The sequence below is a fragment of the Streptomyces sp. NPDC052299 genome (assembly GCF_040679335.1).
Taxonomy (GTDB): Bacteria; Actinomycetota; Actinomycetes; order Streptomycetales; family Streptomycetaceae; genus Streptomyces.
This window is the reverse complement of the sequence record NZ_JBFAUP010000009.1, coordinates 320,921-334,078: the sequence shown is the minus strand read 5'-3', so window position 1 is coordinate 334,078 and position 13,158 is coordinate 320,921. Positions and strand designations below refer to the sequence as shown.

The window sequence follows — 13,158 nt, the reverse complement described above, 5'->3', positions numbered from 1 at the left end:
TGATGCACCGGCCAACGCCCGCAGCCTAGCAACGGCTTGACGCGGAGTTGATCAGCGCATACATGCGACAGCCCCCGGCATCGCGGCGGGGGGGCTGTGCGTTCGCAAAACGCCCCGTTACGGCAGGTTGCGCGCCATCACGATGCGCTGGACCTGGTTCGTGCCCTCGTAGATCTGGGTGATCTTGGCGTCGCGCATCATCCGCTCCACCGGGTAGTCCCGCGTGTAGCCGTAGCCGCCGAGGAGCTGCACCGCGTCCGTGGTGATCTCCATCGCGACGTCGGAGGCGAAGCACTTGGCGGCGGCGCCGAAGAACGTGAGGTCGCCGTCGACGCGCTCGGACTTGGCGGCGGCCGAGTACGTCAGCTGGCGGGCGGCCTCCAGCTTCATGGCCATGTCGGCGAGCATGAACTGGACGCCCTGGAAGTCCGCGATCGGCTTGCCGAACTGCTTGCGCTCCTGGACGTAACCCTTGGCGTAGTCCAGCGCGCCCTGGGCGACGCCGAGGGCCTGGGCCGCGATGGTGATGCGGGTGTGGTCCAGGGTCTTCATCGCGGTGGCGAAGCCGGTGCCCTCCTCGCCGATCATGCGGTCGGCGGGGATGCGGACGTTGTCGAAGTAGACCTCGCGGGTCGGGGAACCCTTGATGCCGAGCTTCTTCTCGGGGGCACCGAAGGAGACGCCCTCGTCGGACTTCTCCACGACGAAGGCCGAGATGCCCTTGGAGCGCTTCTCCGGGTCCGTGACGGCCATGACCGTGTAGTACTCGGAGACGCCCGCGTTGGTGATCCAGCGCTTCACGCCGTTGAGGACCCAGAAGTCGCCGTCGCGCACGGCGCGCGTCTTCATTCCGGCGGCGTCGGAGCCCGCGTCCGGCTCGGAGAGGCAGTACGAGAACATGCCGTCGCCCTTGGCCAGCGGACCCAGGTACTTCTTCTTCAGGGCCTCGGACCCGGACAGGACGACCGGCAGCGAGCCGAGCTTGTTCACGGCCGGGATCAGGGAGGAGGACACGCAGGCGCGGGCGACCTCCTCGATCACGATGACCGTGGCGAGCGCGTCGGCCCCGGCGCCGCCGTACTCCTCCGGGACGTGGACCGCGTGCAGATCGGCGGCGGTGAGGGCGTCCAGCGCCTCCTGCGGGAAGCGGGCCTCCTCGTCGACCGCGGCCGCGAACGGGGCGATCTTCGCCTCGGCGAGCGCACGCACCGTCTCACGGAGCATCTCGTGCTCCTCAGCCGGACGGTACAGGTCGAAATCGGTCGAACCCGCCAAGACGCTCACTCCCCAGGGTGCTAACTACCGTTAAGTAACCCAATTTTAGGTGTTCGACCCTCCCCCGGCATACGCGCTCGGGCCGTGAGCTGCGCGACAGCCGGAAATGGGAGGTTTCACGAGCGGGACTATGCTCGTGCACCGCATCTCTGTCCGCATCTCACAGGAGCACTTCATGGCCCTCAGGATCACCGTGATCGGCACCGGCTATCTGGGCGCCACGCACGCCGCGGCCATGGCGGAGCTCGGCTTCGAGGTGCTGGGCCTCGATGTCGTGCCGGAGAAGATCGAGATGCTGTCGGCGGGCCGGGTCCCGATGTACGAACCGGGACTGGAGGAGATGCTCCAGCGGCACGTCGCGGGCATCGAGGGGGCCACCGGGCGGCTGCGGTTCACCACCTCCTGGGAGGAGGTGGCTGACTTCGGCGACGTGCACTTCGTGTGCACCAACACTCCGCAGAAGCACGGCGAGTACGCCTGTGACATGTCCTACGTCGAGTCCGCCTTCGACTCGCTGGCGCCGCTGCTCACCCGCCCCGCCCTGGTCGTCGGCAAGTCCACCGTGCCCGTCGGCTCCGCCGCCCGCCTCGCCGCCCGCCTCGCGGAGCTGGCCCCCGCGGGCGCCGACGCGGAGCTGGCCTGGAACCCGGAGTTCCTGCGCGAGGGCTTCGCGGTGGACGACACCCTGCACCCGGACCGGATCGTCGTCGGCGTGACGAGCGAGCGGGCCGAGAAGGTGCTGCGCGAGGTGTACGCCGTCCCGGTCGCCGAGGGCTCCCCGTTCGTCGTGACGGACTACCCGACCGCCGAACTGGTGAAGACGGCCGCCAACTCCTTCCTGGCCACCAAGATCTCGTTCATCAACGCGATGGCCGAGGTCTGCGAGGCCGCCGACGGCGACGTGGCGAAGCTGGCCGAGGCGATCGGCCACGACGAGCGCATCGGGAAGAAGTTCCTGCGGGCCGGCATCGGCTTCGGCGGCGGCTGCCTGCCCAAGGACATCCGCGCCTTCATGGCCCGCGCCGGTGAGCTGGGCGCCGACCAGGCGCTGACGTTCCTGCGCGAGGTCGACTCGATCAACATGCGCCGCCGGGGCCACATGGTCGAGCTGGCCCGCGAGGCCGTGGGCGGCGGTTCCTTCCTCGGCAAGCGGGTCGCGGTGCTCGGCGCCACGTTCAAGCCGGACTCGGACGACGTACGCGACTCGCCCGCGCTCAACGTGGCCGGCCAGATCCACCTCCAGGGCGGCCAGGTCACCGTCTTCGACCCGAAGGGCATGGAGAACGCCCGCCGCGTCTTCCCCACCCTCGGTTACGCGGAGAGCGCGCTCGACGCGGTGCGCGGCGCGGACGTCGTCCTGCACCTGACGGAGTGGCGCGAGTTCCGCGACCTGGACGCGGAGGCGCTGGGCGCGGTCGCGGGCCACCGGATCATCCTCGACGGGCGCAACGCGCTCGACCCCGTCGCGTGGCGCGAGGCCGGCTGGACCTACCGCGCGATGGGCCGCCCCACGGCCTGATCCCGGCGCACACTGGTACGGCCTGTCCGTGCTCTGCCCGAGGAGGAGACAACATGGCCCTGGCCGCAGTGGGTGCCGTCGTCCTGGACTGCCCCGATCCCGTCGCCCTGGCGAACTTCTACGCGGCGCTGATCGGCGGGAAGGTCGAGCAGCAGGAGGACTGGGTGGAGCTCAACGGGGGTGCGGGCGCCCCGCTCGCCTTCCAGGCCGCGCCCGGCTTCGTACCGCCGAAGTGGCCGAGCGCCGCCGCCTCGCAGCAGTTCCACCTGGACCTCACCGTGGCCGATCTGGACGCGGCCGAGCGCGAGGTGCTGGCGCTGGGTGCGACGGTGCTGGAGGCGGACGACCGGGAGCGCACCTTCCGGGTCTACGCGGACCCGGCGGGGCACCCGTTCTGTCTCTGCGCCGGCTGATCGGTGCGGGCGCCCCGGTGGCTCAGGCCGCCGGGGCGTCCAGCTGTTCGATCGTGGCGTGCGACGGGCCGCGCCGGGCGCGCAGGTCCCGCGCCACGTCCTCGGCGGCGCGCAGCACCCGTACGGCGTTCTGCCAGGTGAGCTTGGCCAGGTCGGCGGCGGACCAGCCCCGGCCCAGCAGCTCCGCGATCAGTTTCGGGTAGCCGGCGACGCTCTCCAGGCCCTGCGGGAGGAACGCGGTGCCGTCGTAGTCGCCGCCGATGCCGATGTGGTCGACGCCCGCGACCTCGCGCATGTGGTCGAGGTGGTCGGCGATGGTGGCCACGGTGGCGGTCGGGCGCGGGTTCGCCGCCTCGAACGCGGCGTGCAGCTTCATCGCGCGCTCGGTGGTGTCCAGGTGGTGCAGCCCGTGCGCGCGCAGGTTCTCGTCGGCGGCCCGGGTCCAGGCGACGGCCTCCGGAAGGACGAACTTCGGCACGAAGGTGGCCATGGCGATGCCGCCGTTCGCCGGGAGTTGTGCGAGGACGTCGTCGGGGATGTTGCGCGGGTGGTCGCAGACGGCGCGCGACGAGGAGTGCGAGAACATCACCGGCGCGACGGAGGTGGCGAGCGCGTCCCGCATGGTCGTCGCCGCGACGTGCGAGAGGTCGACCAGCATGCCGGTGCGGTTCATCTCGCGGACGACCTCGTGGCCGAACGGCGAGAGGCCGCCCACACCCGGCTCGTCGGTCGCGGAGTCCGCCCAGGCGATGTTGTCGTTGTGCGTGAGCGTCATGTAGCGGACGCCCAGCGCGTGCAGTCCGCGCAGGGTGCCCAGCGAGTTGGCGATGGAGTGGCCGCCCTCGGCACCCATCAGGGATGCGATCCGGCCCTCGGCGCGGGCGGCCTCCATGTCGTCGGCGGTCAGGGCGCGCCGGAGGTCGGCCGGATAGCGCTCCAGGAGCTCGGCGACGACGTCGATCTGTTCCAGCGTCGCGCTGACGGCGGCGTCGCCCGCGAGGTCGGAGCGCACGTAGACGGACCAGAACTGGGCGCCGACGCCCCCGGCGCGGAGCCGGGGGATGTCGGTGTGCAGGTGGGCCGACTGGTCGGTGGCGATGTCGCGTACGGCCAGGTCGTAGCCGACCTGTTCGCGCAGCGCCCACGGCAGGTCGTTGTGGCCGTCGACCACGGGGTACTCGGCGAGGAGTTCCCTGGCCCGGTCCAGTCGGTCCGTCATGGTGCCTACTTCCCGAAGCCGAAGGACTCCGCGCCCGCCGCCTTCTGGCGCAGCCGCTTGCCCTTCTCGGTCGCCTGGTCGTTGAGGTCGCCCAGGAACTCCGTCATCCGGCCCTGGAGCTCGGGGTCGGAGGCGGCCAGGATGCGGACGGCCAGCAGTCCGGCGTTGCGCGCGCCGGCGATGGAGACCGTGGCGACGGGGATGCCCGCGGGCATCTGGACGATGGACATCAGGCTGTCCATGCCGTCCAGGTACTTCAGCGGGACCGGCACGCCGATGACCGGCAGCGGGGTGACCGAGGCGAGCATGCCGGGCAGGTGGGCGGCGCCGCCCGCGCCCGCGATGATCGCCCTGAGGCCGCGGCCCGCCGCGTTCTCGCCGTACGCGATCATCTCGCGGGGCATGCGGTGGGCGGAGACGACGTCGACCTCGTACGGGATGCCGAACTCGTCCAGGGCCTTGGCCGCCGCTTCCATGACGGGCCAGTCGGAGTCCGAGCCCATGACGATGCCGACGACCGGTGCGGCGGAGGCGGGGGATGTCATTCGGTGATCGTTCCTCGCAGGTAGTCGGCCGCGTGCCGGGCGCGCTCGCGCACGTCCGCCAGATCGTCGCCGTAGGTGTTGACGTGTCCGACCTTGCGGCCGGGCTTCACGTCCTTTCCGTACATGTGGATCTTGAGCTGCGGGTCGCGCGCCATGCAGTGCAGGTAGCCCTGGTACATGTCCGGGTAGTCGCCGCCGAGGACGTTGCACATGACCGTCCAGGGGGCGCGGGGGCGCGGGTCGCCGAGGGGGAGGTCGAGGACCGCCCGGACGTGGTTGGCGAACTGCGAGGTGATCGCGCCGTCCATGGTCCAGTGGCCGGAGTTGTGCGGGCGCATGGCCAGCTCGTTGACCAGGATGCGGCCGTCACGCGTCTCGAACAGCTCGACCGCGAGGTGCCCGACGACGCCCAGCTCGGAGGCGATGCGCAGCGCGAGCTGCTGGGCCTCGCCCGCCAGTGCCTCGTCCAGCTCGGGTGCCGGGGCGATGACCGTGTCGCAGACGCCGTCGACCTGGATCGACTCGACCACCGGGTAGGCGACGGCCTGGCCGTGCGGCGAACGGACGATGTTGGCCGCCAGCTCCCGTACGAAGTCGACCTTCTCCTCCGCGAGCACCGGGACACCGGCCCGGAACGGCTCGGCCGCGTCCGCCTCGGAGCGGACCACCCAGACGCCCTTGCCGTCGTAGCCGCCGCGCACGGTCTTGAGGACGACCGGGAAGCCACCGCCCTCCTCGGCGAAGGCCACGACATCGGCCGCGTCCTCCACGATGCGGTGGCGGGGGCAGGGCGCGCCGATCTCGGTGAGCTTCGCGCGCATCACCCCCTTGTCCTGGGCGTGCACCAGGGCGTCGGGGCCGGGGCGCACGGGGATGCCGTCCGCCTCCAGGGCCCGCAGGTGCTCGGTGGGCACGTGCTCGTGATCGAAGGTGATCACGTCACAGCCGCGCGCGAAGGCCCGCAGCGTCTCCAGGTCGCGGTAGTCGCCCACGACGACCTCACCCGCCACCTGGGCCGCGGAGTCCTGAGCGGTGTCGCTGAGGAGCTTGAACTTGATGCCGAGGGGGATGCCCGCCTCGTGGGTCATACGGGCGAGCTGACCGCCACCGACCATGCCGACTACCGGGAACGTCACGCTCCCAGGGTATCCGCACCGCCTGCCCACGCCCGTGGGCGGGGGCGTGGGCGGCCACACACGTTCCCTTACGCACAGGCGTCCGGCGGGTGTCCTGGTTAGCATGGCCGGGTTGACGGAACGCGGAGCGGGACCTACGGACGGACTGAGCGATCACATGAGCGAGCGAGGCGCACTGCGGGCCCGGCTGGAGCTGCTGGCCCGGGAGGTCGCCAAGTTCGGCGTGGTCGGCGCGGTCGGCCTGGTCGTGAACATCGCCGTGTCCAACCTGCTGTGGCGCTACACGGAGATCCCGACGGTGCGGGCCGGGCTGCTCGCCACGTTCGTCGCGATCCTCTGCAATTACGTCGGCTTCCGCTACTGGACGTACCGCGACCGCGACAAGACCGGCCGCACCCGCGAGCTGACCCTGTTCCTGCTGTTCAGCGCGGTGGGGGCGGTGATCGAGACCGGCGTGCTGTACGTGGCGACGTACGGGTTCGGCTGGGACACCCCGGTCCAGAGCAATGTCTTCAAGATCGTCGGGATCGGCGTCGCGACGCTGTTCCGCTTCTGGTCGTACCGGACGTGGGTCTTCAAGGCGCTCCCCGCGCCTTCGGAGGGCGTTGCCGACAAAGGGGCCCTCGTGACCGTGCCCGCGCCCGCGGTGCGGGTCGAGGTGGACCCGGCGCGCCGGTAGCGCGCCAGGGCGGAGGTCTTCAGCTCACCGCACCGGGCGTTCCGGTTCCTCTCTCGACTGGGCCGTGCGGCTCAGGAAGAGGGCGAAGACCGGGGGCTGCTGCTGGAGGAGTTCCAGGCGGCCGCCGTCCGCCTCGGCGAGGTCGCGGGCGACCGCGAGGCCGATGCCCGTGGAGTTGCGGCCGCTGATGGTCCGCTCGAAGATCCGGGCGCCCAGGTCCGCCGGGACGCCGGGGCCCTCGTCCGTGACCTCGATGACCGCCTGGTTTCCGGTGACCCTCGTGCGCAGCGCGACCGTACCGCCGCCGTGCATGAGCGAGTTCTCGATCAGCGCGGCCAGGACCTGGGCGACCGCGCCCGGGGTGCCGACCGCGCTCAGGCCCTGTTTGCCGGAGCAGACGATGGCGCGTCCCTCGCCCCGGTAGGCCGGGCGCCACTCCTCGATCTGCTGCTTGACGACCTCGTCCAGGTCGAAGACGACCGCCGAGCCGGTCCGGGGGTCCCGGGCGTTGGTCAGCAGCCGCTCCACCACGTCCGTGAGCCGTTCGACCTGGGCGAGGGCGATGTGCGCCTCCTCCTTCACGGTCTCCGGGTCGTCGGTCAGCGAGATCTCCTCGATCCGCATGGACAGGGCCGTGAGCGGCGTGCGCAGCTGGTGGGAGGCGTCGGCGGCGAGCCGGCGTTCGGCCGTGAGCATCCGGGCGATCCGCTCGGCGGAGGCGTCCAGGACGTCGGCGACGCGGTCCAGCTCGGGCACCCCGTACCGCTTGTGGCGCGGGCGGGGGTCGCCGGAGCCGAGGCGTTCCGCGGTCTCCGCGAGGTCGGTGAGCGGCGAGGCCAGCTTGTCGGCCTGGCGTACGGCGAGGAGGACGGCGGAGACGATGGCGAGCAGCGCCACCGCACCGATGATCATCAGCGTGCGGCCGACCTCGCGGGTGACGGCGGAGCGGGACTCCTCGACGGTGACCGTCTCGCCGTGCTCGCCCGTCTCCGTGGCGGTGATCACACGGCCGCCGGGGCGCTTGCCGACCTCGATGGGGGCGCGTCCGGGCATCTTGACCAGGGCGTAGCGCTTGTCGTCGATCTGCTCGGCCAGCACGGCGGGGTTGATCCGCTCGGAGCCCAGGAGGCGGCTCTCGATGACGCTGATCAGCCGCAGGGCCTCGGAGTCGACGCTCTCCTGGGCGCTGCTGCTGATGGTGCGGGTCTCGACGATGACGAGGGAGACGCCGAAGACGGCGATCACCACGAGCACGACGGCGAGGGTCGAATTGATCAGTCGTCGGCGCATGCCTGCTTCTGTACGTCAGTCGGCTCGGGCGATCGGTCGGACAGGACGCTACAGTTCCTAGCTCTTCTCGAAGCGGAAGCCGACGCCCCGGACCGTGGCGATGTAGCGCGGGTTGGCCGCGTCGTCGCCGAGCTTCTTGCGGAGCCAGGAGATGTGCATGTCGAGCGTCTTGGTGGACGACCACCACGTGGTGTCCCAGACCTCGCGCATCAGCTGGTCGCGGGTGACGACCCGGCCCGCGTCCCGGACGAGGACCCGAAGGAGGTCGAACTCCTTCGCGGTGAGCTGCAGCTCCTCCTCGCCCATCCAGGCCCGGTGCGACTCGACGTCGATGCGGACGCCGTGCGTGGCGGGCTGGGGGGCGGGCTCGGTGGCGCCGCGCCGCAGCAGGGCGCGGACCCGGGCGAGGAGTTCGGCGAGGCGGAAGGGCTTGGTGACGTAGTCGTCGGCGCCCGCGTCGAGCCCGACGACCGTGTCCACCTCGTCCGCGCGGGCGGTCAGGACCAGGACCGGCACGGTGTGACCCTCGGCACGCAGCCGGCGGGCGACTTCGAGGCCGTCCATCCCGGGCAGTCCCAGGTCGAGCACGACCAGGTCGATTCCACCCTGGAGTCCGGCGTCGAGCGCGGTCGGTCCGTCTTCCCGCACCTCGACCTCGTAACCCTCCCGCCGCAGGGCGCGGGCCAGCGGCTCCGAGATGGATGCGTCGTCCTCGGCGAGCAGTACACGGGTCATGCACTGATGGTAGTCCGCGCGGCGGACAGCTAGGGAGGCGATCCGAGAGCCCTGCGGGACTGGGCACCGTTACGGGGAAGACCTTCGAATATGCGAGTGTGGTTGCCCCCGGACCTGTGATCCATGTCTCAAGTCCTTTCATATCGGGCTCTGTCGTGTCGTATGGTGTCTCAACGCCTATTGCACTACTCAAGGACCCTTGGGCAGCTCTGAGCACCAAGGGTCTCTTCTGTGTGCGGGGCCGGTACCCGTCGGCCCGGAAGTTCAGTGAATGACCTGTGGGCCGGGCCCGGACCGCCGATGACGGCGCTCCGGGTGTGGATCCCGTCGCGGAAGGGCGTACCCGCGGCGGTGCCGGCCTCCCCCCACCGGGCGCGTACCCGCCTCGACGAGGCGTCGCGTCCCGAGCACACAAGGATCGATCATGGCGTCCAGCCTGACGAAGGACCCGTCGAGCACCGCTGGTGGCGAGAAGACCTTCTTCGGCCACCCCCGGGGCCTGGCCACGCTCTTCATGACCGAGATGTGGGAGCGCTACAGCTTCTACGGCATGAAGGCACTGCTCCCGCTGTACCTGATCGCGCCCGGCGGCATGCACATGAACGCCACCACGGCGACGGCGATCTACTCGGTCTACATGGCGATGGTCTACCTGCTCGCCATGCCCGGCGGCTGGATGGCCGACCGCTTCTGGGGGCCGCGCAGGACGGTTGCCATCGGCGGCGCCGTCGTCATCCTCGGCCACATCACGCTCGCCGTGCCGAACGCGGTGACCTTCTTCGCGGGCCTGGTGCTCGTGGCGCTCGGGTCCGGGCTGCTGAAGGCGAACATCTCCACGATGGTCGGCCACCTCTACGACGGCCCGGAGGACCCGCGCCGCGACGGTGGCTTCACGCTCTTCTACATCGGCATCAACGTGGGCGCCTTCCTCGCCCCGCTGACGATCGGCACCGTCGGTGAGAACGTCAACTGGCACTTCGGCTTCGCGCTCGCCGCGCTCGGCATGGCCCTGGGTCTCGCCCAGTTCATGCTCGGCACCCGCCACCTCAGCCCGCAGAGCGACGTCGTCTCGACGCCCGCCACCGAGCAGGAGAAGCAGTCCGCCCTGCGCAAGGGCCTGATCTGGCTGGTCGTCGCCGCGGTCGTGTACGGCCTGATGGCCGTCACGGGCAACTTCGCCGACTGGGCCACGGTGCCGCTGAGCATCGCCGGTCTGGTCATTCCGGTCGCGGTCCTAGTGCGCATGAAGCGCGACAAGGAGCTGACGTCGACCGAGCAGTCCAAGCTGTCGGGCTACATCTGGTTCTTCGTGGTCGCCGCCGTCTTCTGGATGATCTACGACCAGAACGGCTCGACCCTGTCGATCTTCGGCGAGAACTCGACCACGAACCACCTGCTGGGCTTCGACTTCCCGACGTCCTGGTACCAGTCGCTGAACCCGATCTTCATCATGGCGATCGCCCCCGTGGTCGCCTCGGGCTGGCTGTGGCTGAACAGGCGCGGCAAGGAGCCGAGCACCGCCGTCAAGTTCGCCTCCAGCCTCGTGCTGATCGGCATCTCCTTCGTCGTCTTCCTGATCCCGCTGATCGACACCGCCAACAACGGCGGCCGGGTCAGCCCCATGTGGCTGGTGGCGATCTACTTCATCCAGACCGTCGCGGAGCTGTGCCTCTCGCCGGTCGGCCTGTCGGTGACCACGAAGATGGCCCCGGCGAAGTACAGCTCGCAGATGATGGGCGTGTGGTTCCTCGCGGTCACCGCGGGCGACTCCCTGACCGGTCTGCTGACGGCGCCGGCGATCGGGGTCGACCTGGACACCACGGGAGCGGTCGCCTTCGAGGCGGTCCTCGCGGTCATCGCCGGTGTGGGCATCTGGATGTACCGCAAGAAGGTCTCCCAGCACATGGGCGACGTGCACTGATCCCGTAGCCCGTACGGGCATACGGAAGGGGCCGCCGCACCGACGAATCGGTGCGGCGGCCCCTTCCGTATGCCCGGTGCCCCGTTACGCCGGAGCGGCCAGCTCCGCCCACACGGTCTTTCCGGGCTCACCCGGCACCCGTACGACCCCCCAGTCCAGGCAGAGCCGCTGGACGATGAACATGCCGTGGCCGCCGGGCCGCCCGGCCCGGTGCGGGGTGCGCGGCGCTGGCTGGCCCGCGCCACCGTCGGCGACCTCCACGCGGAGCGCCTTGGCGCTGCGGGCGATCCGGAGCTCCTCGGGGCCGCCCGCGTGCAGGCACGCGTTGGTGACCAGCTCGGAGACGACCAGCAGGACGTCCTCCGCGGCGGCGCGGCGGTCGGCGGTCGACGCGGGGAGCCAGCCCCAGTCCTGGAGTGCCTGGCGGGCGAAATCACGGGCCGTCGGCACGATGCCGGTGGCCTCCCGCAACGACAGCGTGCGCCACTGCCGCTCGGCGGCCTCGGCCGGCCGGACGGGCTCGGCGGAGGAAACGCCCGCGCCCTCCGGCTCGCGGCCGAGGTCGCCCGGCGGATGCTGCCGGGTGGTGCTCATCAGCGCTTCACCTCACCGATTCACCATGTCGCCCTTGGAGGGACACGAACCATTGAACAGATACGACTACGCATACCGATACGACTACCGGTACGGACACTGATACAGGAACCGCACGGGCGCGGGGGCCCGGACCGCCCGGGCTCGCCGGAAGATCTCCTGCCCGGCCGAACCGCGACGACACCCCTTACCGCTTCGCGGATCGCGTAACCCACGCGGCGGCCGGGGACGCCGGAGCGGGGTCCGGTCAGGTCTCCAGGGCCTCGGCGAGGGAGGCGTGGACGGTGAATACCGCCTCGGCCCCCGTGATCTCGAAGACCCGCGCCACCACGGGCTGCATCGCGGCCAAATGAACCCCTCCCCCGGCTGCCTCCGCCTTCAGGCGGGCACCGAGCAGGACGTTCAGCCCGGTGGAATCACAGAAGTCGAGTCGCGAGCAGTCGACCACCAGGCGCGCACGCCCCTGTTCGACCGCGCTCTCCAGCGGCTCGCGCAGCAGATCCGCCGTGTGGTGGTCGAGCTCACCCACGGGCGTCACCACCTCGCTGCGCCCCTCGGTCCGGACCTCGACCTGAAGCCGACCCCGGTTCGCACTGCCGACCGTCCCGCGGTCCATGCCCGTCCCTCTTCACCGCTCGTCACTGTCCGCATCACCGCACTGCGGATGCGTGCACAGCTGTCACTGATGTTCTTGGAACAGTACGCGTTCCCTGCGCCACGCGGTAGCCAGAGACCTCAACAAAGCGGACATAGGCGGGCAATTGGAGGTTGTACCGAGTCATGACGAACGGGTAAGGGTAGAGGGACCCCAAAAAACGCGACCGGCTTCGGAGGCGCCGCTTCACCGCAGGAACACGTATGGGCATCGGCAGCCATATGCCGAGAACGATGGAGGAGACCACATGTCACCCCGGCTCGACGTACCGCGTACCCACAACGCGCCGTCGGCATGTCCTCAGGGACTGACCGAATCACACACCGAAGAGTTCGACGGACTCGAAGGACTGCCCGAGATCCCGCCCTACACCGAGGTGGGGGCGCTGGACGCCAGGGCCCTGTCGAAGACGCTCTTCGCCCGGCTGGAGACCCTCGAAGAGGGCACGCCGGAGTACTCCTACGTACGCAACACCCTCGTCGAGCTGAACCTGGCCCTGGTCAAGTTCGCCGCGTCCCGCTTCCGCTCCCGCAGCGAGCCGATGGAGGACATCGTCCAGGTCGGCACGATCGGCCTGATCAAGGCGATCGACCGCTTCGAGCTCAGCCGGGGCGTCGAGTTCCCGACCTTCGCGATGCCGACCATCGTCGGCGAGATCAAGCGCTTCTTCCGCGACACCAGCTGGTCCGTGCGCGTCCCGCGCCGCCTGCAGGAGCTGCGGCTCGACCTGGCCAAGGCGGGCGACGAGCTCGCCCAGCAGCTCGACAGGGCGCCCACCGTGGGCGAGCTCGCCGACCGCCTCGGCCTCACCCGTGACGAGGTCGTGGAGGGCATGGCCGCGAGCAACGCGTACACCGCGAGCTCGCTCGACGCCAAGCCCGAGGAGGAGGAGCACGAGGGCGCGCTGGCCGACCGGATCGGCTACGAGGACCACGGGCTCGAAGGCATCGAGTACATCGAGTCCCTGAAGCCGCTCATCGCCTCGCTGCCCGGCCGCGACCGGCAGATCCTCTCGCTCCGCTTCGTCGCCAACATGACGCAGTCGGAGATCGGCGAGGAGCTGGGCATCTCCCAGATGCACGTGTCGAGACTGCTCTCGCGCACCCTGGTCAAGCTCCGCAAGGGCCTGACGCTGGACGAGTGAGACGCTTCCCGCGCCGTGTGCGCGGACAGCCGG

The 13,158-nt window shown here is 70.4% G+C and carries 13 protein-coding genes; 5 read left to right on the top strand and 8 right to left on the bottom strand.

Features of this window, described 5'->3' with window-relative positions; all coding sequences use genetic code 11:
• Nucleotides 1-117: 117 nt before the first annotated feature.
• The gene (locus AB0L33_RS18305; protein WP_365682520.1) at nucleotides 118-1,275 is read right to left on the bottom strand and encodes an acyl-CoA dehydrogenase family protein; all 1,158 of its coding nucleotides are present in this window, start codon (nucleotides 1,273-1,275) and stop codon (nucleotides 118-120) included.
• 175 nt (nucleotides 1,276-1,450) lie between these two features.
• On the opposite strand from AB0L33_RS18305, the gene AB0L33_RS18300 reads away from it, so the two are divergent.
• Together AB0L33_RS18300 and AB0L33_RS18295 are read left to right on the top strand one after the other, a co-directional pair.
• Nucleotides 1,451-2,794, top strand: coding sequence for a UDP-glucose/GDP-mannose dehydrogenase family protein (locus AB0L33_RS18300; protein ID WP_365682518.1), 1,344 nt, complete (start codon nucleotides 1,451-1,453; stop codon nucleotides 2,792-2,794).
• Between the two features lie 53 nt (nucleotides 2,795-2,847).
• A complete protein-coding gene (locus AB0L33_RS18295; protein WP_365682515.1) occupies nucleotides 2,848-3,207 on the top strand; it encodes a VOC family protein in 360 nt (119 codons plus the stop codon).
• A gap of 22 nt (nucleotides 3,208-3,229) precedes the next feature.
• Here the strand turns inward: AB0L33_RS18295 and AB0L33_RS18290 are convergent, their stop codons facing one another.
• From AB0L33_RS18290 to AB0L33_RS18280, 3 genes are read right to left on the bottom strand one after another with little or no spacing between them, the layout of a single operon-like run.
• A complete protein-coding gene (locus AB0L33_RS18290) occupies nucleotides 3,230-4,426 on the bottom strand; it encodes a dipeptidase (RefSeq protein ID WP_365682513.1) in 1,197 nt (398 codons plus the stop codon).
• A 5-nt stretch (nucleotides 4,427-4,431) separates the two neighbouring features.
• Nucleotides 4,432-4,971, bottom strand: a complete 540-nt coding sequence (purE, locus tag AB0L33_RS18285) for a 5-(carboxyamino)imidazole ribonucleotide mutase (RefSeq protein WP_365682511.1) — start codon at nucleotides 4,969-4,971, stop codon at nucleotides 4,432-4,434.
• Nucleotides 4,968-6,107, bottom strand: a complete 1,140-nt coding sequence (locus AB0L33_RS18280) for a 5-(carboxyamino)imidazole ribonucleotide synthase (RefSeq protein WP_365682509.1) — start codon at nucleotides 6,105-6,107, stop codon at nucleotides 4,968-4,970. The genes purE and AB0L33_RS18280 overlap by 4 nt, the downstream gene beginning before the upstream one ends.
• A gap of 157 nt (nucleotides 6,108-6,264) precedes the next feature.
• Here AB0L33_RS18280 and AB0L33_RS18275 point away from each other — a divergent pair, with 157 nt between their 5' ends.
• The gene (locus AB0L33_RS18275; RefSeq protein ID WP_365682507.1) at nucleotides 6,265-6,786 is read left to right on the top strand and encodes a GtrA family protein; all 522 of its coding nucleotides are present in this window, start codon (nucleotides 6,265-6,267) and stop codon (nucleotides 6,784-6,786) included.
• Nucleotides 6,787-6,810: 24 nt separating this feature from the next.
• Here AB0L33_RS18275 and AB0L33_RS18270 read toward each other — a convergent pair whose 3' ends face one another.
• Nucleotides 6,811-8,076 (bottom strand): ATP-binding protein, encoded by a 1,266-nt coding sequence (locus AB0L33_RS18270; protein ID WP_365682505.1) that lies wholly within the window; start codon nucleotides 8,074-8,076, stop codon nucleotides 6,811-6,813.
• A 57-nt stretch (nucleotides 8,077-8,133) separates the two neighbouring features.
• Nucleotides 8,134-8,811 (bottom strand): response regulator transcription factor, encoded by a 678-nt coding sequence (locus AB0L33_RS18265; RefSeq protein WP_018104033.1) that lies wholly within the window; start codon nucleotides 8,809-8,811, stop codon nucleotides 8,134-8,136.
• A 424-nt stretch (nucleotides 8,812-9,235) separates the two neighbouring features.
• Here AB0L33_RS18265 and AB0L33_RS18260 point away from each other — a divergent pair, with 424 nt between their 5' ends.
• A complete protein-coding gene (locus AB0L33_RS18260) occupies nucleotides 9,236-10,732 on the top strand; it encodes an oligopeptide:H+ symporter (RefSeq protein ID WP_365682503.1) in 1,497 nt (498 codons plus the stop codon).
• A gap of 84 nt (nucleotides 10,733-10,816) precedes the next feature.
• Here AB0L33_RS18260 and AB0L33_RS18255 read toward each other — a convergent pair whose 3' ends face one another.
• Both AB0L33_RS18255 and AB0L33_RS18250 read right to left on the bottom strand, forming a co-directional pair.
• Nucleotides 10,817-11,326, bottom strand: coding sequence for an ATP-binding protein (locus tag AB0L33_RS18255; protein WP_365682501.1), 510 nt, complete (start codon nucleotides 11,324-11,326; stop codon nucleotides 10,817-10,819).
• Between the two features lie 247 nt (nucleotides 11,327-11,573).
• Nucleotides 11,574-11,942, bottom strand: coding sequence for an STAS domain-containing protein (locus tag AB0L33_RS18250; protein ID WP_018104036.1), 369 nt, complete (start codon nucleotides 11,940-11,942; stop codon nucleotides 11,574-11,576).
• A gap of 286 nt (nucleotides 11,943-12,228) precedes the next feature.
• On the opposite strand from AB0L33_RS18250, the gene AB0L33_RS18245 reads away from it, so the two are divergent.
• Entirely contained in the window at nucleotides 12,229-13,125 is an 897-nt protein-coding gene (locus AB0L33_RS18245) for an RNA polymerase sigma factor SigF (protein ID WP_365682499.1), read from the top strand.
• Nucleotides 13,126-13,158 lie beyond the last annotated feature (33 nt).

What these genes read in the sequence shown, in the direction of transcription:
- AB0L33_RS18300 (WP_365682518.1), top strand. Translation starts at nt 1,451, where the DNA reads ATGGCCCTCAGGATCACCGTGATCGGCACCGGCTATCTGGGCGCCACG.
- AB0L33_RS18295 (WP_365682515.1), top strand. Translation starts at nt 2,848, where the DNA reads ATGGCCCTGGCCGCAGTGGGTGCCGTCGTCCTGGACTGCCCCGATCCC.
- AB0L33_RS18290 (WP_365682513.1), bottom strand. Translation starts at nt 4,426, where the DNA reads ATGACGGACCGACTGGACCGGGCCAGGGAACTCCTCGCCGAGTACCCC.
- purE (WP_365682511.1), bottom strand. Translation starts at nt 4,971, where the DNA reads ATGACATCCCCCGCCTCCGCCGCACCGGTCGTCGGCATCGTCATGGGC.
- AB0L33_RS18275 (WP_365682507.1), top strand. Translation starts at nt 6,265, where the DNA reads ATGAGCGAGCGAGGCGCACTGCGGGCCCGGCTGGAGCTGCTGGCCCGG.
- AB0L33_RS18270 (WP_365682505.1), bottom strand. Translation starts at nt 8,076, where the DNA reads ATGCGCCGACGACTGATCAATTCGACCCTCGCCGTCGTGCTCGTGGTG.
- AB0L33_RS18265 (WP_018104033.1), bottom strand. Translation starts at nt 8,811, where the DNA reads ATGACCCGTGTACTGCTCGCCGAGGACGACGCATCCATCTCGGAGCCG.
- AB0L33_RS18260 (WP_365682503.1), top strand. Translation starts at nt 9,236, where the DNA reads ATGGCGTCCAGCCTGACGAAGGACCCGTCGAGCACCGCTGGTGGCGAG.
- AB0L33_RS18255 (WP_365682501.1), bottom strand. Translation starts at nt 11,326, where the DNA reads ATGAGCACCACCCGGCAGCATCCGCCGGGCGACCTCGGCCGCGAGCCG.
- AB0L33_RS18250 (WP_018104036.1), bottom strand. Translation starts at nt 11,942, where the DNA reads ATGGACCGCGGGACGGTCGGCAGTGCGAACCGGGGTCGGCTTCAGGTC.
- AB0L33_RS18245 (WP_365682499.1), top strand. Translation starts at nt 12,229, where the DNA reads ATGTCACCCCGGCTCGACGTACCGCGTACCCACAACGCGCCGTCGGCA.